Origin of the sequence: Pseudomonas sp. DWP2-2 (assembly GCF_049897065.1) — a bacterium.
Lineage (GTDB): Bacteria > Pseudomonadota > Gammaproteobacteria > Pseudomonadales > Pseudomonadaceae > Aquipseudomonas > Aquipseudomonas paracarnis.
Genome location: NZ_JAFCVN010000003.1, coordinates 277929 through 292793, shown reverse-complemented (window position 1 = coordinate 292793; position 14865 = coordinate 277929). Strand labels below are relative to the sequence as shown.

Annotated in this window: 13 protein-coding genes; 1 reads left to right on the top strand and 12 read right to left on the bottom strand. The window is 61.3% G+C overall.

The window, feature by feature from the left end:
* Window positions 1–160: 160 nt before the first annotated feature.
* The 9 genes from hutH (ACP7CZ_RS08820) to hutC all read right to left on the bottom strand — a co-directional run bounded on the left by hutH (ACP7CZ_RS08820) (window position 161) and on the right by hutC (window position 11111).
* Complete coding sequence (gene hutH / locus ACP7CZ_RS08820; RefSeq protein WP_089042090.1) at window positions 161–1699, bottom strand: histidine ammonia-lyase; 1539 nt, start codon at window positions 1697–1699, stop codon at window positions 161–163.
* A 26-nt stretch (window positions 1700–1725) separates the two neighbouring features.
* The gene (gene hutH / locus ACP7CZ_RS08815; protein WP_054897558.1) at window positions 1726–3234 is read right to left on the bottom strand and encodes a histidine ammonia-lyase; all 1509 of its coding nucleotides are present in this window, start codon (window positions 3232–3234) and stop codon (window positions 1726–1728) included.
* Window positions 3235–3382: 148 nt separating this feature from the next.
* Window positions 3383–4207, bottom strand: a complete 825-nt coding sequence (locus ACP7CZ_RS08810; RefSeq protein ID WP_054897536.1) for a quaternary amine ABC transporter ATP-binding protein — start codon at window positions 4205–4207, stop codon at window positions 3383–3385.
* Complete coding sequence (locus ACP7CZ_RS08805) at window positions 4204–5055, bottom strand: ABC transporter permease (protein WP_003187838.1); 852 nt, start codon at window positions 5053–5055, stop codon at window positions 4204–4206. Before ACP7CZ_RS08805 ends, ACP7CZ_RS08810 begins: the two co-directional genes overlap by 4 nt.
* A gap of 71 nt (window positions 5056–5126) precedes the next feature.
* Window positions 5127–6092 (bottom strand): ABC transporter substrate-binding protein, encoded by a 966-nt coding sequence (locus tag ACP7CZ_RS08800; protein ID WP_054897537.1) that lies wholly within the window; start codon window positions 6090–6092, stop codon window positions 5127–5129.
* 69 nt (window positions 6093–6161) lie between these two features.
* On the bottom strand, window positions 6162–7607 hold the full coding sequence (locus ACP7CZ_RS08795; protein ID WP_034125547.1) for a purine-cytosine permease family protein: 1446 nt from the start codon (window positions 7605–7607) through the stop codon (window positions 6162–6164).
* A 177-nt stretch (window positions 7608–7784) separates the two neighbouring features.
* Window positions 7785–9455, bottom strand: a complete 1671-nt coding sequence (gene hutU / locus ACP7CZ_RS08790) for a urocanate hydratase (protein WP_054897538.1) — start codon at window positions 9453–9455, stop codon at window positions 7785–7787.
* 388 nt (window positions 9456–9843) lie between these two features.
* A complete protein-coding gene (locus ACP7CZ_RS08785) occupies window positions 9844–10404 on the bottom strand; it encodes a HutD/Ves family protein (RefSeq protein WP_294172632.1) in 561 nt (186 codons plus the stop codon).
* Window positions 10401–11111, bottom strand: a complete 711-nt coding sequence (hutC, locus tag ACP7CZ_RS08780) for a histidine utilization repressor (protein ID WP_230182974.1) — start codon at window positions 11109–11111, stop codon at window positions 10401–10403. The genes ACP7CZ_RS08785 and hutC overlap by 4 nt, the downstream gene beginning before the upstream one ends.
* A 147-nt stretch (window positions 11112–11258) precedes the next feature.
* Between hutC and ACP7CZ_RS08775 the strand changes: the two genes are divergently transcribed.
* Window positions 11259–12623 carry a formimidoylglutamate deiminase gene (locus ACP7CZ_RS08775; RefSeq protein ID WP_054897540.1) on the top strand — a complete coding sequence of 455 codons (1365 nt, stop codon included), beginning with the start codon at window positions 11259–11261 and terminating at the stop codon, window positions 12621–12623.
* A 125-nt stretch (window positions 12624–12748) separates the two neighbouring features.
* Here the strand turns inward: ACP7CZ_RS08775 and ACP7CZ_RS08770 are convergent, their stop codons facing one another.
* The 3 genes from ACP7CZ_RS08770 to ACP7CZ_RS08760 all read right to left on the bottom strand — a co-directional run bounded on the left by ACP7CZ_RS08770 (window position 12749) and on the right by ACP7CZ_RS08760 (window position 14790).
* Entirely contained in the window at window positions 12749–13318 is a 570-nt protein-coding gene (locus ACP7CZ_RS08770; RefSeq protein WP_034117302.1) for a lipocalin family protein, read from the bottom strand.
* A gap of 30 nt (window positions 13319–13348) precedes the next feature.
* Window positions 13349–13603, bottom strand: a complete 255-nt coding sequence (locus ACP7CZ_RS08765; protein WP_003187823.1) for a hypothetical protein — start codon at window positions 13601–13603, stop codon at window positions 13349–13351.
* 176 nt (window positions 13604–13779) lie between these two features.
* Window positions 13780–14790, bottom strand: coding sequence for a class 1 fructose-bisphosphatase (locus tag ACP7CZ_RS08760; RefSeq protein WP_003187818.1), 1011 nt, complete (start codon window positions 14788–14790; stop codon window positions 13780–13782).
* Between the last annotated feature and the right edge of the window lie 75 nt (window positions 14791–14865).

The following is a 14865-nucleotide window of genomic DNA, read 5'->3' as shown; positions in this document are numbered from 1 at the left end:
CGTCCCTAATTATTCTTATGAGGAGAAGATCGTTCCCACGCTCGGCGTGGGAACTCCGACCTGGACGCTCCGCGTCCGCTTTTAGAGCGGTGACGCAGAGCGTCACAGGATGCATTCCCACGCGGAGCGTGGGAATGATCAGGCACAGACCGAGTCCCGGTCAGAGGCTTGGCAGCAACTTGGCCGGCACCAGCTCATTCAGGCAGCGGCTGGCGAGCAGTTCGCTGGCGGCGTTGATGTCCGGGGCGAAGAAGCGGTCCTTGTCATAGAACGCCACCTTGTCGCGCAGGATGCCACGGGCTTTTTCCAGCTTGGGCGAGGTCTTCAGGCCGTCGCGCAGGTCCAGGCCCTGGCACGCCGCGAGCCATTCCACCGCGAGGATGCCCCGGGTGTTCTCGGCCATTTCCCACAAACGCTTGCCCGCAGCCGGGGCCATGGACACGTGGTCTTCCTGGTTGGCCGAAGTCGGCAAGCTGTCGACGCTATGGGGATGGGCCAGCGCCTTGTTCTCGCTGGCGAGTGCGGCAGCGGTCACCTGGGCGATCATGAAGCCGGAGTTCACCCCGCCATTGCCCACCAGAAACGGCGGCAGTTGCGACATATGCTTGTCCATCATCAACGAGATCCGACGCTCGCTCAGGGAGCCGATTTCGGCAATGGCCAGCGCCATGTTGTCGGCGGCCATGGCCACGGGTTCAGCGTGGAAGTTGCCACCGGAAATCACATCGCCTTCGGCGGCAAAGACCAGCGGGTTATCCGACACTGCGTTGGCCTCTACCACCAGCACCTCGGCGGCCTGGCGCAATTGAGTCAGGCACGCGCCCATGACCTGTGGCTGGCAACGCAGGGAATACGGGTCTTGAACCTTGTCGCAGTTCTGGTGCGATTGGGACACCTGGCTGCTCTCACCGAGCAGGTCACGATAGGCCGCTGCCGAGTCGATCTGGCCACGCTGGCCACGCGCCGCATGAATACGCGCATCGAACGGCGAACGCGAACCCAGTACCGCTTCCACAGTGAGGCCGCCGCAAGCGAGGGCAGCGGCGAACAGGTCTTCGCCTTCGAACAGGCCACGCAGGGCATAGGCCGTGGACACCTGGGTGCCGTTGAGCAGCGCCAGGCCTTCTTTGGCGGCCAGGGTCAGCGGCGTGAGGCCGGCGATTTTCAGTGCCTCGGTGGCTTCCAGCCATTCGCCCTTGTAACGCGCCTTGCCTTCGCCAAGCAGTACCAGGGACATGTGCGCCAGCGGCGCCAGGTCACCGGAAGCACCCACTGACCCCTTGAGCGGAATGTGCGGGTACACCTCGGCGTTGATCAGCGCGATCAGCGCGTCGATCACCTGGCGACGAATCCCGGAGAAGCCACGGCTCAGGCTGTTGACCTTGAGCACCATGACCAGTCGCACCAGTGCATCGCTGATCGGCTCACCGACGCCGGCGGCGTGGGACAGCACCAGGGAACGCTGGAGGTTTTCCAGGTCTTCGCTGGCGATGCGGGTCGATGCCAACAGGCCAAAACCGGTGTTGATGCCGTAGGCGGTGCGGTTCTCGGCGAGAATCTGCTCCACGCAGGCAACGCTGGCTTCGATCTGGGCCGAGGCGCTGTCATCCAGGCTGAGGGTTACTGGCTGCTGGTAGATGGCACGCAGTTGGGCGAGGCTCAGTTGGCCTGGAATCAGGTTTAGCGCAGTCACATTCATACTCCTTGTGAATTGTTCTTAGGTGTTCAGTGCAAATTCGGTAAAGCAGTGTCTTTAAGCAATTGGGCAGCGGCGGCAATATCCGGCGCCAGCCAGCGGTCCTGTTCATACGCAGGGACCACTTCGCGCAGCAAACGCCAGGCGCGGTCGGTACCGGCGCCGAAGCGCTGGTCCTTGAGAAACTCGAAAGCCTGGGCCGCCAGCAGGTACTCGATGGCAAGAATCTGGGTGACGTTGGCCAGCACCTGGTGCAACTTGAGCGCGGCGTTGGTGCCCATGCTCAAGTGGTCTTCCTGCAGGCCCGAGGTGACGAAGTTGTCGAGCACCGCCGGTTGCGCCAGCTGACGGTTTTGCCCGCACAGGGACGCGGCGACGTACTGCACGATCATCATTCCGGAGTTGACGCCCGGGTTGCTCACCAGGAAGGCTGGCAGGCCGCTGACATGCGGGTTGACCAGGCGATCCAGGCGACGCTCGGCCACCGAACCGATCTCGGCCATGGCGATGGCGAGCATGTCGGCCGCCAACGCGACGGACTGCCCGTGAGGGTTGGCCTGGGACACCACGCGGTAATTATCCGGCGTGCCCAGCACCAGCGGGTTGTCGGTGGCGCTGTTGAGTTCGGTCTCGATCTGGCGCGTGGCGTGTTCTACCTGGTCGCGGGCCGCGCCGTGAATCTGCGGAATCGAGCGAATGCTCAAGGCGTCCTGGGTGCGAATACCTTTGCTGCTGGCAATCACCTCACTGCCGTCGAGCAGGGCACGCAGGTTGATACCTACGTGCTGCATGCCCGGGTGCGGCTTGAGGGCGATGATGGCTTCGTCAAAGGCGTCAATCTGGCCGCGCTGGGCTTCGAAGCTCATGGCACCGATCACGTCGGCCCACTGCAGCAAGTGATGCGCGTCGGCCAGGGCCAGGCAGCTCAGGCCGGTCATGCACGGCGTGCCATTGACCAGGCACAGGCCGTCTTTGGCGCCGAGCACCACCGGCTGCAAGCCTTCAGCCTGCAACGCGTGTTGCGCCGTGACGATCTGGCCGCGATAACTCACATTACCAACGCCCAGCAGGGCCACGCCGATATGGGCCATGTGGGTCAGATACCCCACCGAGCCTTGGGACGGTACTTGCGGGGTGATGCCGTGGTTGAGCAGCGCCAGCAGCGCGTGCACCACCTGCGGATGCAGGCCGGATTTGCCGTGGCTGTAGTTGATGATCGCCGCGCAGATGATCGCACGGGTCTGCTCGTCGCTGAGCACCGGGCCGACGCCGCAGGCGTGGCTCAACAGCGTATTGCGCGACAGTTGGCTCAGTTGCTCGGTCTTGAGCGAGACGTTGCACAGCGCGCCCAGGCCGGTGTTGACACCATAGGCACGCTCGCCGCTGGTGACGATGCGCTGCACGATGGCCTGGGCATTGTCGACACGCGCCCAGGCGTGGCCCGACAGTTCGAGCATGGCGCCGTGGCGGGCGACGGCGGTGACGTCCTGCCAGCGCATGGGGGTGTCGGCGATGATGATTTTGGTTGCCTGGGACATCTTCATACCTTCTTCAATTCTTAGGCAGCATTGATCGTTCCCACGCTCTGCGTGGGTACGCCGCCTGGGACGCTCTGCGTCCCCCCAAGTGACGCGGAGCGTCACGAAATGCGTTCCCACGCGGAGCGTGAGAACGTTCAAGCCCGGATCAGACCACCGCCGCCCGCCGCTGAACAAAGCGGTCCACATACTCATCCGCCGGCGAGTGCAGAATCTCTCGCGGCGTGCCGACCTGGATCAGCTTGCCGTCCTTGAGGATCGCAATGCGGTTGCCGATGCGCACGGCCTCGTCGAGATCGTGGGTGATAAACACGATGGTCTTGTGCAGGGTCTTTTGCAGCTCGAGCAATTGGTCCTGCATCTCGGCGCGGATCAACGGGTCGAGGGCGCTGAAGGCTTCGTCCATCAGGATGATGTCGGTGTCGGCCGCCAAGGCGCGGGCCAGGCCCACGCGCTGGCGCATGCCACCGGACAGCTGGTGCGGGTATTTGTTTTCGTAGCCTTTGAGGCCCACGGTTTCGATCCAGTGCAACGCACGTTCGGCGCAGACCTGCTTGGTTTCGCCACGCACTTTCAGGCCGTAGGCAACGTTGTCGAGCACGCTCTTGTGCGGCAGCAGGCCGAAGCTCTGGAACACCATGCTGATCTTGTGCCGACGGAATTGGCGCAGGGCTGCCATGTCCAGTTGCAGGATGTCTTCGCCATCCACCAGGATCGCGCCGCTGGTGGGGTCGATCAGGCGGTTGAAGTGGCGCACCAGGGTGGATTTGCCCGAACCCGACAAGCCCATGATCACAAAGATCTCACCGGTGCCGATGCTCAGGGACAGGTCATTGACGCCGACCACGCAACCGGTCTCGGCCAGTACCTGGTCTTTGGTCTTGCCCTGGCCGACCATGGCCAGCGCATCCTGGGCGCGTGCGCCGAAAATCTTGAAGACGTTTTTGACTTCGATTTTGCTGACAGTCGTCATTTGCTCGCCTCATGCCGTGGGCGGCCATAAGCCTGGGTAATGCGGTCGATGACCACTGCGAGAATCACGATCGCCAGCCCGGCTTCAAGGCCGCGGCCGACGTTGAGGGTCTGGATGCCGACGAGTACGTCTTCACCCAAGCCACGGGCACCGATCATCGAGGCGATCACCACCATCGACAGCGCCATCATGGTGGTCTGGTTGATCCCGGCCATGATGCTTGGCAGCGCCAGCGGCAATTGCACGCCGAACAGTTGCTGCCAGCGGTTGGCGCCGAAGGCGTTGATGGCTTCCATGACCTCGCCATCGACCTGGCGAATACCCAGGTCTGTCAGGCGAATCAGCGGCGGCGCGGCGTAGATCACCGTAGCGAAAATCGCCGGGACCTTGCCCAGGCCGAACAGCATCAGCACCGGGATCAGATACACGAAGCTGGGCATGGTTTGCATGATGTCCAGCAGCGGCATCAGCACCGAACGCAGGCGATTACTGCGCGCCGACAAGATACCCAGGGGGATGCCGATCAACACCGAAATCACCGTGGCCACCATCATCAATGCCAGGGTTTGCATCAGCTTGTCCCACAGGCCAACGGCGCCCACCAGGAACAGCAAACCGACGATCACCGCCGTGGTCACCACCTTGCGTGTGGCGTGCCAGGCGATGCCCCCGACGATGGCCAGCATCAGCCACCAGGGCGCTGCGCGCAGCAGGCCTTCCAGGTTGACGATGGCCCACAGCAGCGTATCGGAGATGTGCCGGAACACATCGCCGTAGTTGGTGACCAGTGCGTCCACCCAACCGTTGACCCAGTCGGCGATGGAAAAGGTAAAGCTCTCAGGAAACATATCGTGCTCTCGATCCAGTGGGTTGTGGCCAGCCGCCCGGCCACCCTTGAGGGTAGCCGTGCACACTTGACCTACAAGGCCGCGTCGATTTTCTTGGCTGCGTCTTCGCTCACCCAGGCGTGCCAGACTTCAGGATGTTCCTTGAGGAATATTTTCGCCAGTTTCGGCGACTCGATCCGCTCCTTGGCCATGCGGCCCAGGTTCTGGTTCAGCAGGTCGATGGGCAGGTTGACCTTTTCCAGCACGGCCACCAGTTCCGGGGCTTGCTCGTGGAAAGACTTGGAGAGGCCGACCTTGATGCTCACGGTTTTGTCCACGCCGGGCTTTTCTTCCAGCTTGACCAGATCGACCTGGCCCATCAGCGGTGTCGGTGACCAGTAGTAGAACAGGATCGGCTCGCCGCGCTTGTAGCTCGACAGTACCGCCGCATCCAGCGCCGGGCCGGTGCCCGGGCGGAAGTTGGTATAGGTGCTTTCCAGGCCGTAGCTCTTGAGCATTTCGCTGTTGTCCAGCTCGCAGGTCCAGCCGGCCGGGCAGTTGTAGAAACGGCCCTTGGACGGCTCTTCCTGGTCCTTGAACACCGAGGCGTACTTGGCCAGGTCGGCGATGTTTTTCAGGTCCGGCGCCTTGGCTTCCAGCTTGCGCTTGGCGTCGCCTTCGATCACATAGCGCGGCACGTACCAGCCTTCGACCGCGCCGACCACCGGAGCCCCGACGCCGACGACTTTGCCGGCCTTCTCGGCTTTGTTCCAGACCTCGCTGCGGCCTACCCACTCCTCGGCGAAAACTTGAATATCGTTGCTGCCCAGGGCGTTTTCCATGGTGATGGAATTGCCCGGCAAGCTGTCGGTTTTGCAGTCGTAGCCTTTTTCGAGCACGGTTTGCAGGATGTCGGTGAGCAACATGCCGCTTTCCCAATTCAGGCCGGCGAATTTCACCGGTTTACCCGACTCGCACCAACCGGCCGCCTGGGCGCCGGCACTTGCCAGCACGCCGGCCGCGAACAAAGTAGCCAGCAAGGTCTTATTCATAGTCATTGTTGTGACGCTCCCAATCTTGAAATGGATTACGGCAGTCAGTAGGCGTCCTGCCCTGTCCACGTCCCATCAGGCTTGTGCAGCCAGCTCGTTTGTTATGGGTGAAGCGCCCTGCTCTTTTGGCAGGATCAGGTGATCGGGTACCGTGCCGTGCCATTTTTTCGCACACACGTAATACAGGGCCGCCGGCAGTACCAGGCCGATGATCCAGGAGATATCCACATCACCCAGCGCGGCCACCAGGGGACCGGTGTAGAACTTGGTGGAGATGAACGGCAACTGCACCAGTACGCCGAACACATAGACGCTGATGCCCAGCAGGTTCCAGCGGCCGTAGCGACCGTTCGGGTCGGCCAGCGCCGGCACGTCATAACGCTCGCGGGTGATGCAGTAGTAATCCACCAGGTTGATCGCGCTCCAGGGCGTAAAGAACGCCAACAGGAACAGGATGAACGACTTGAATGCACCGAGGAACGAATGTTGGCCGAGCAACGCGATCAGCGTGGCCGTGCCGACGATCATCAACACGAACACCAGACGCTGCAGACGCGTGACCTCCAGACGCCCACGAAAGCCGCTGATGATAGTGGCGATGCACATGAAGCTGCCGTAGGAATTGAGCGTCGAGATGGTGACCTTGCCGAACGCGATGCTGAAATACAGCAACGCAGCGGTGGCCCCCGTGCCGCTCAAGCCAACGATGTACGCCACCTCGTGACCGGCAAACTGCCCGTTGGACATGGCCGCGGCAAACACGCCGAGGACCATCGCCACTTGGGCCCCGATGACTGAGCCTGCGCCAGCAGCGAGAAAGGTTTTAACCGATGACGTGTGGCTCGGCAGGTAACGCGAGTAATCCGCCACGTAAGGGCCGAACGCAATCTGCCAAGAGGCCGCCAGCGACACGGCCAGCAGGAAACTGCTCCAGCTGAAGTGGCGGATCTGCAGGAGCGCGCCAACGTCGGTCTGGCTCATCAGGCGGCTGAACAGGTACACAAAGGCAACCACGCCAATCAGGCTGGCAACCCGGCCGATGAAGTGGATCACTCGGTAACCCAGCACCGTGACCAGCACGATGACACTGGCGAAGATCAGGATGCCGACGCTGTCGCTGACCCCGAACAACTGGCCCAGCGCCTGGCCCGACAACACGGTACCGGTGGCGGTGAAACCCAAGTACATCAAGCACACCAGCACAATCGGAATGGCCGCCCCATACACGCCGAACTGCACCCGGCTGGAAATCATCTGCGGCAGGCCAAGCTTGGGCCCTTGCGCCGCATGCAGCGCCATGACGCCACCGCCGATCAATTGACCGATGAGCAAGCCGATCAACGACCAGAACACATCACCGCCCAGCACCACGGCCAACGCCCCGGTAACAATCGCAGTGATCTGCAGGTTGGCACCCATCCACAGGGTGAATTGACTGAATAGACGACCATGTCTTTCCGCTTCCGGGATGTAGTCGATCGAACGTTTCTCGATCAACGGGGTGGTGTCGTTTGCAGCCATGTTGTTCAACCTCTGATGGATTGTTTTGTATGCATCTTGCTCTTCTGTGGGCGCTGGCTTGCTGTGGCGAGGGAGCTTGCTCCCGTTCGACAGCGAAGCTGGAGCCGGCTTTTTGGGGCTGCTTCGCACCCCAGCGCAAGCAAGCTTGCTCGCCACACAAGCCCACCCCACATTGAGTTACTTGATCATCGGCAGGTTCAGGCCTTGTTCCTTGGCGCAGTCGACAGCGATCTGGTAACCCGCATCCGCATGACGCATCACCCCGGTCGCCGGGTCGTTGTGCAGCACGCGGGCAATCCGCTCGGCCGCTTCGTCAGTACCGTCGCAGACAATCACCATCCCCGAGTGCTGGGAGAAGCCCATGCCCACGCCGCCACCGTGGTGCAGCGAGACCCAGGTGGCGCCGCTCGCGGTGTTGAGCAAGGCGTTGAGCAGTGGCCAGTCGGACACAGCGTCGGAGCCGTCCTGCATGGCTTCGGTTTCGCGGTTCGGGCTGGCGACCGAGCCGGAGTCCAGGTGATCACGGCCGATCACGACCGGCGCGGACAGCTCGCCGCTGCGCACCATTTCGTTGAACGCCAGGCCCAACTTGGCACGCTGGCCCAGGCCGACCCAGCAGATACGTGCCGGCAGGCCCTGGAAGCTGATGCGCTCGCGGGCCATGTCCAGCCAGTTGTGCAGGTGGGCATCGTCCGGGATCAGTTCTTTGACTTTGGCGTCGGTCTTGTAGATGTCTTGCGGGTCGCCGGACAGCGCCGCCCAACGGAACGGGCCGATGCCACGGCAGAACAGTGGGCGGATGTAAGCCGGTACGAAACCTGGGAAGTCGAACGCGTTTTCCACGCCCTCTTCCTGGGCCATCTGGCGGATGTTGTTGCCGTAGTCGAAGGTCGGGATGCCTTGCTTCTGGAATTCGAGCATGGCTTTGACGTGGACGGCCATCGACTGCTTGGCGGCCTTGATCACGGCGGCCGGCTCGGTCTTGGCGCGAGCGCGGTATTCGTCCCAGGTCCAGCCGGCCGGCAGGTAGCCGTTGAGTGGGTCGTGGGCGCTGGTCTGGTCGGTGACCATGTCCGGGCGCACGCCGCGCTTGACCAGTTCCGGCAGGATCTCTGCGGCGTTGCCCAGCAGGGCGATGGAGATGGCCTTGCCTTCCTTGGTGTACTTGGCGATACGCGCCAGGGCGTCGTCGAGGTCGGTGGCCTGCTCGTCGACGTAGCGGCTGCTCAGGCGGAAGTCGATGCTGACTTGCTGGCACTCGATGTTCAGCGAGCAGGCGCCGGCCAGGGTCGCGGCCAGTGGCTGCGCGCCGCCCATGCCGCCGAGGCCGGCGGTGAGCACCCAGCGACCGGTCAGGTCGCTGTTGTAATGCTGGCGGCCGGCTTCCACGAAGGTTTCGTAGGTGCCTTGAACGATGCCCTGGCTGCCGATGTAGATCCAGCTGCCGGCGGTCATCTGGCCGTACATGGCCAGGCCCTTGGCATCCAGTTCGTTGAAATGCTCCCAACTGGCCCAGTGCGGTACCAGGTTGGAGTTGGCAATCAACACGCGCGGGGCGTTGCTGTGGGTCTTGAACACGCCGACCGGCTTACCGGATTGCACCAGCAGGGTTTCGTCGTCGTTCAGATTGGTGAGGCTCTCGACGATCTGGTCGTAGCACTCCCAGTTGCGCGCCGCACGGCCGATACCGCCGTACACCACCAATTCTTTGGGATTCTCGGCCACTTGCGGGTCGAGGTTGTTCATCAGCATGCGCAGCGGCGCTTCGGTCAGCCAGCTTTTGGCGGTGAGCTTGTTACCGCGGGCGGCGCGGATTTCGACGTCACGGTATTTTGTAGGCTTGGTCACAGCTAGGACTCCTCGGCGATCGATGCGCGAACATGGATGGTGCGAAGTCTTACGCACACATCTTTACTTGTATGTACAAGCATATGCAATCGAGCGGCCAACTTTTGAAATGAGCCTTACAGATTTTTTCCAAGGCGCGCGTAAGCTTTGATAATCAAGGCTTGGAGGCTTGATGAAATTTCTTACGGAGGCGTTTTACCGCAAAGAGGATTTGTCACGACAGCGTGGCTTTGCGTCACGCTGGGGCGTTCGGTAACAAATTGGTGCGCGGTCTTGGGAACAGCGCACAAACAAATGTGGGAGCTGGCTTGCCTGCGATAGCGGTGTGTCAATCAGCACATCCTAGGCTGATACACCGCTATCGCAGGCAAGCCCGCTCCCACAGTTTTTAACCGCGTGCGGTCAGTTCGATGATGCAGCAGCGGCCTGTGACCGATATTTCCAGCAGTTCAGTGTTACCGTCCACTTGCAGGCAATCGTGGTAGCCGAGCTTCTCGCCCAGCACCTTCACTTCGTCCGCCACGCTGAAAACCAGCACCGTCTGCGCAGTACTGAAAAACTGCTGCACGCCATCCATCCACTGCAAGCGTGCATGGTAACGCTCGGGCGAATAGATCAGATTGAAGTCGCGAATCGGCCCGGTGATCAAACGGCATGACACCTGGCTTTCGCCCTTGAACGCGAACGGCTGCAACGGTAACAACCCGCGCTGCTCCTCACCGTCTACGGTCAGCACCATGCCGGCGCCTTTGATCACCGTAATCACGCGCTGGTAACCGGCGAAGGTGGAAAACCCACCCGACTCGGCGATATCGGCAATCGACAAACGCCAGCCAAAGCCCTCCAGGCCGGTGCCGGCGTCGCGACTGATTTCTTCGGTACTGCCGCCGCCGTTCTTCCACGGCATGCGCACGTAGTCGGCGGCGCGCCAGACGTTGATCTCACTCATTTACTGAAGCGTCCTTCGAGGCTGTGACGGGAACCGGGGTGGATCAACCGCGCCGCAGTCACCGGCTGGCGACCCGACCAGGTGCGTCGGCGAATCAACAGGCACGGCTCGCTCGGCTCGATCTGCAACAACTTGCACTCGGCGGCATCGGCGAGAATCGCCTCAACCACATGCTCACCCTCAGTCAACGGCGCGACCTGGTTCAAATAGGCATACGGGGTTTGCTGGGTGAAGTCCTGCTGCAGGTATTCCGGCGCGACCAGAGCGTTGACGAAACGGTCTTCGATTTGCACAGGAATGTCGTTCTCGTAATGCACGATCAACGAGTGGAACACCCGCCCGCCTTCGCGCATTTCCAAGGCGACGGCGCGCTCGGAACCAGCAGCTTCTTCGCCCAGGGTGATGACCTGGCAAGTGTGCCGATGCCCGCGGGAGGCGATTTCATCGGCGATGTTGTGCACTTCAAACAGGGCCGACTGGCTTTTCGGCTCGGCAACAAACGTACCCACACCCTGCATACGCACCAACAAGCCTTCGGCGGTCAGCTCGCGCAGGGCACGGTTGATGGTCATGCGGCTGAAGCCCAACTCGCTGACCAGCTCGCTTTCCGACGGCACGCGGTAATGGGGCGGCCAGTTGCCGTTGAGGATCTGCTGGCTGATCATCTGTTTGACGCGGGCATACAAGGGCGCCGGACTTTCGTCCATGTGGGCAGCCAGCGAAGAGTTGGCGGGCGGAGTCGGCACAGGGAATCCTTGCAGGGGAAAAAGATGCATAGATTGCCGGAGTTTACCGAGCAGGCAAACGTCTGTATATGTATATACAAATAAACACACGACCGGGGTGCCTTGATCATGTCCGCTTTCTTTGCCGAACGCGCACTGCTGCCTAATGGATGGGCCAATGATGTACGTCTTGAAGTCGGCGCCGATGGCCTGCTGACAAAGGTTGAGCCCAATGCCAGTGCAGAAGGCGCGGAACGGCTCAGGGGCCCGGTGTTGGCGGGCATGCCGAACCTGCACTCCCATGCCTTCCAACGCGCCATGGCGGGCTTGGCCGAAGTGGCCGGCAACCCCAACGACAGTTTCTGGACCTGGCGCGACTTGATGTACCGCATGGTCGGCAAGATCAACCCCGAGCAGTTACAGGTCATCGCCCGTCAGCTGTATATCGAAATGCTCAAGGCCGGCTACACCTCGGTGGCCGAGTTTCATTACGTGCACCACGATGTCAGCGGCCAGCCCTATGCCGACCGTACGGAGCTGTCCCGCCAGATCAGCCAGGCGGCCGCCAGCAGCGGGATCGGCCTGACCTTGCTGCCGGTGCTCTACACCCACGCGGGTTTTGGTGGCCAAGCGCCGAATGAAGGCCAGCGACGGTTTATCAACAGCACGGAACACTACCTGGACCTGCAAGCACGCCTGCAGCCCATTCTGGCGGCACAACCGGCGCAGCAACTGGGCCTGTGCTTCCACTCCCTGCGCGCCGTAACCCCCGAACAAATCCATACCGTGCTGGGCGCCAGTGACAAAAACTGCCCCGTGCATATCCACATCGCCGAACAGCAAAAAGAAGTCGACGACTGCCTGGCCTGGAGCGGCAAGCGCCCGTTGCAGTGGCTGTATGACAATGTCGAGGTGGATGATCGCTGGTGCCTGGTGCATGCCACCCATGCCGATGCCGACGAAGTCACGCGCATGGCCAACAGCCGAGCGATTGCCGGTTTGTGCCTGACCACCGAAGCCAACCTGGGCGATGGGATTTTTCCGGCGGTGGACTTCCTCGCTCAGGGCGGCCGCATGGGCATCGGTTCCGACAGCCATGTGTCACTGAGCGTGGTGGAAGAACTGCGTTGGCTGGAATACGGCCAGCGCCTGCGCGATCAACGGCGCAACCGCCTGTATCGCAGCGATCAGCCGATGGTGGGTCGCACGCTGTTCGATGCTGCGCTGGACGGTGGCGCACAAGCGCTGGGCCAGCCGATTGGTCGACTGCAAGTGGGCAAGCGTGCGGACTGGATAGTGCTGGACGGTAGCGACCCGTACTTGGCGACGGCCAGTGAGGATGGGATTCTCAACCGCTGGCTTTTTGCCGGTGGTGATCGGCAAGTGCGCGATGTACTGGTCAATGGCAAATGGGTGGTGCGAGATGGGCATCATGCTGGCGAAGAAGACAGCAGCCGGGCATTCACCCAGGTCCTGAAGGACTTGCTGAACTGACGACCAACCCATAACAACTGCGGGAGCTGGCTTGCCTGCGATACAGACACCTCGGTGCTTCAGTTACACCGGGTTGATGCTATCGCAGGCAAGCCAGCTCCCACATTTGATTGAGGGGCCGCAAATTACTGAGACGTCTTCGCCATCTGCTTATCCGACGTGCGCCAGATCAACCGCGTGGTGTCATAGCCTTGCTGTCGCGCCCTGCTCAGCAGGTCTTCGCGGGTATCGGCACTCACCGTCGGCGTGCGCGACAGGATCCACATATAGCGACGGCTCGGGCTGCCGACGATGGCGGTCTTGTAGTCATCGCTGACATACAGCACCCAGTAGTCGCCCTTGGCAACGCCCGGCAACAGCGATGTAAACCAGTTATTGAATTCCACCCACAGTTTGTCGGTCTTGCCTGGCACCTGCGGCGTTGCCGTGCCTTTGGCCTCTTGCCACTTCCACTCAGGCGTCAGGCAGCGGTTGAAAACCGACATGTCACCATCAGGCAGCAAGGTGTAGCGGGCTTCGGATTGCGCACAGTTGCGCTGGAAGTACATCGGCAACCGGGCCAACTCATACCAGGTGCCCTGGTAACGCTTGAGGTTGACGTTGCTCGCAGTCTTGGGTTGCAGATCATCGCCAGAATGGCTGGCGCAGCCCGCCAAAAACAGGCTGGCGCAAAGGAACAAAACAAAACGCATCATTCTTCTTCTCCCGCAGGCTCGCGCCCCGGTTTACTTCAGGCCTTGCCCGGAAAACATCAGAACTTTGTCACCGGCGTACTGCACGCTGATAAAGCTGTTTTTATCGCCCCAGGTGCAGCTGGACATGCCCAGTGCGCCGGAACAATCGGTTGGCTTGCCCAGCAACGACTCCACCTCGGCCTTGGCCATGCCGGCCGAGAGCTTTTGGTAGTTTTCTTGGGTGACCTTGCTGCAAGCGGCTAAGAGCACGCAAAAAGCCAGCAGGGCGAGACGGCGTATAGACATGGAAAAGCTCCTGGAGAGACAAAGCAGCTGGGGTATCTGCCAGAAGCTTAGAAGGGAAAAGGGGTGTCTGGTTCCCGACGAGCGAAAACAAAAAAGCCCCGAAAACGCTGAAACGTTTCGGGGCTTCTTTAACGGTGATCCATCTCACAATACAGCGGCTCACCGCTCGTTACGGCTTACTTCTTGTGATAGGCCGTCACGCGCTCAACTTCTTCCTTCGAACCCAGGAATACCGCCACACGCTGGTGCAGGCCTTCAGGCTGAATGTCGAGGATGCGCTGGTGGCCGTCGGTGGACGCACCGCCTGCCTGTTCAACCAAAAACGACATCGGGTTGGCTTCGTACATCAGGCGCAGCTTGCCTGGCTTGGACGGCTCGCGGCTGTCGCGTGGGTACATGAACAGCCCACCACGGGTCAGGATGCGGTGTACGTCGGCAACCATCGCGGCCACCCAGCGCATGTTGAAGTTCTTCTTCAGCGGGCCTTCTTCGCCTTCCATCAGCTCGTTGACGTAGCGCTTCACCGGTTCTTCCCAGTGGCGCTGGTTGGACATGTTGATGGCAAATTCCTGGGTAGAAGCAGGAATCGAAATGTCTTCGTGGGTCAGCACGAAGCTGCCCATTTCACGGTCCAGGGTGAAGCCCTTGACGCCGTCGCCCAGGGTCAGCACCAGCATGGTCTGTGGGCCGTAGATCGCATAGCCGGCAGCAACCTGCTCGGTGCCTGGCTGCAGGAAGGCCTTTTCGTTCAGGGCTTCGTTCTGGCTCAGGTATTCGTTGGGGCAACGCAGTACCGAGAAGATGGTGCCGACCGGTGCGTTGATGTCGATGTTGGACGAACCGTCCAGTGGGTCGAATACCAGCAGGTATGCGCCTTTCGGGTATTTGCCTGGGATCTGGTAGGCATTGTCCATTTCTTCGGACGCCATGCCGGCCAGGTGGCCGCCCCATTCGTTGGCTTCGAGCAGGATTTCGTTGGACAGAACGTCCAGTTTCTTCTGCACTTCGCCCTGCACGTTTTCAGTGCCCATGCTGCCCAGGACACCGCCCAGTGCGCCTTTGGAAACGGCGTGGCTGATTTCCTTGCAAGCACGCGCCACCACTTCGATAAGGAAGCGCAGATCGGCAGGCGTGTTGTTGCTGCGGGTCTGCTCGATCAAATAGCGACTCAAGGTAACGCGGGACATGGACGGCTCCGGAGAATGGGGGGCTAAAAACCCGCGCAGTTTAGCGCGAGTCGGGGCTGATTTCCTCTAATCAGA

Excerpts from the sequence above, each read along its gene's own strand:
- hutH (WP_089042090.1), bottom strand. The coding sequence starts at position 1,699 with ATGAATGTGACTGCGCTAAACCTGATTCCAGGCCAACTGAGCCTCGCC.
- hutH (WP_054897558.1), bottom strand. The coding sequence starts at position 3,234 with ATGTCCCAGGCAACCAAAATCATCATCGCCGACACCCCCATGCGCTGG.
- ACP7CZ_RS08810 (WP_054897536.1), bottom strand. The coding sequence starts at position 4,207 with ATGACGACTGTCAGCAAAATCGAAGTCAAAAACGTCTTCAAGATTTTC.
- ACP7CZ_RS08805 (WP_003187838.1), bottom strand. The coding sequence starts at position 5,055 with ATGTTTCCTGAGAGCTTTACCTTTTCCATCGCCGACTGGGTCAACGGT.
- ACP7CZ_RS08800 (WP_054897537.1), bottom strand. The coding sequence starts at position 6,092 with ATGACTATGAATAAGACCTTGCTGGCTACTTTGTTCGCGGCCGGCGTG.
- ACP7CZ_RS08795 (WP_034125547.1), bottom strand. The coding sequence starts at position 7,607 with ATGGCTGCAAACGACACCACCCCGTTGATCGAGAAACGTTCGATCGAC.
- ACP7CZ_RS08785 (WP_294172632.1), bottom strand. The coding sequence starts at position 10,404 with ATGAGTGAGATCAACGTCTGGCGCGCCGCCGACTACGTGCGCATGCCG.
- hutC (WP_230182974.1), bottom strand. The coding sequence starts at position 11,111 with ATGGACGAAAGTCCGGCGCCCTTGTATGCCCGCGTCAAACAGATGATC.
- ACP7CZ_RS08775 (WP_054897540.1), top strand. The coding sequence starts at position 11,259 with ATGTCCGCTTTCTTTGCCGAACGCGCACTGCTGCCTAATGGATGGGCC.
- ACP7CZ_RS08770 (WP_034117302.1), bottom strand. The coding sequence starts at position 13,318 with ATGATGCGTTTTGTTTTGTTCCTTTGCGCCAGCCTGTTTTTGGCGGGC.
- ACP7CZ_RS08765 (WP_003187823.1), bottom strand. The coding sequence starts at position 13,603 with ATGTCTATACGCCGTCTCGCCCTGCTGGCTTTTTGCGTGCTCTTAGCC.
- ACP7CZ_RS08760 (WP_003187818.1), bottom strand. The coding sequence starts at position 14,790 with ATGTCCCGCGTTACCTTGAGTCGCTATTTGATCGAGCAGACCCGCAGC.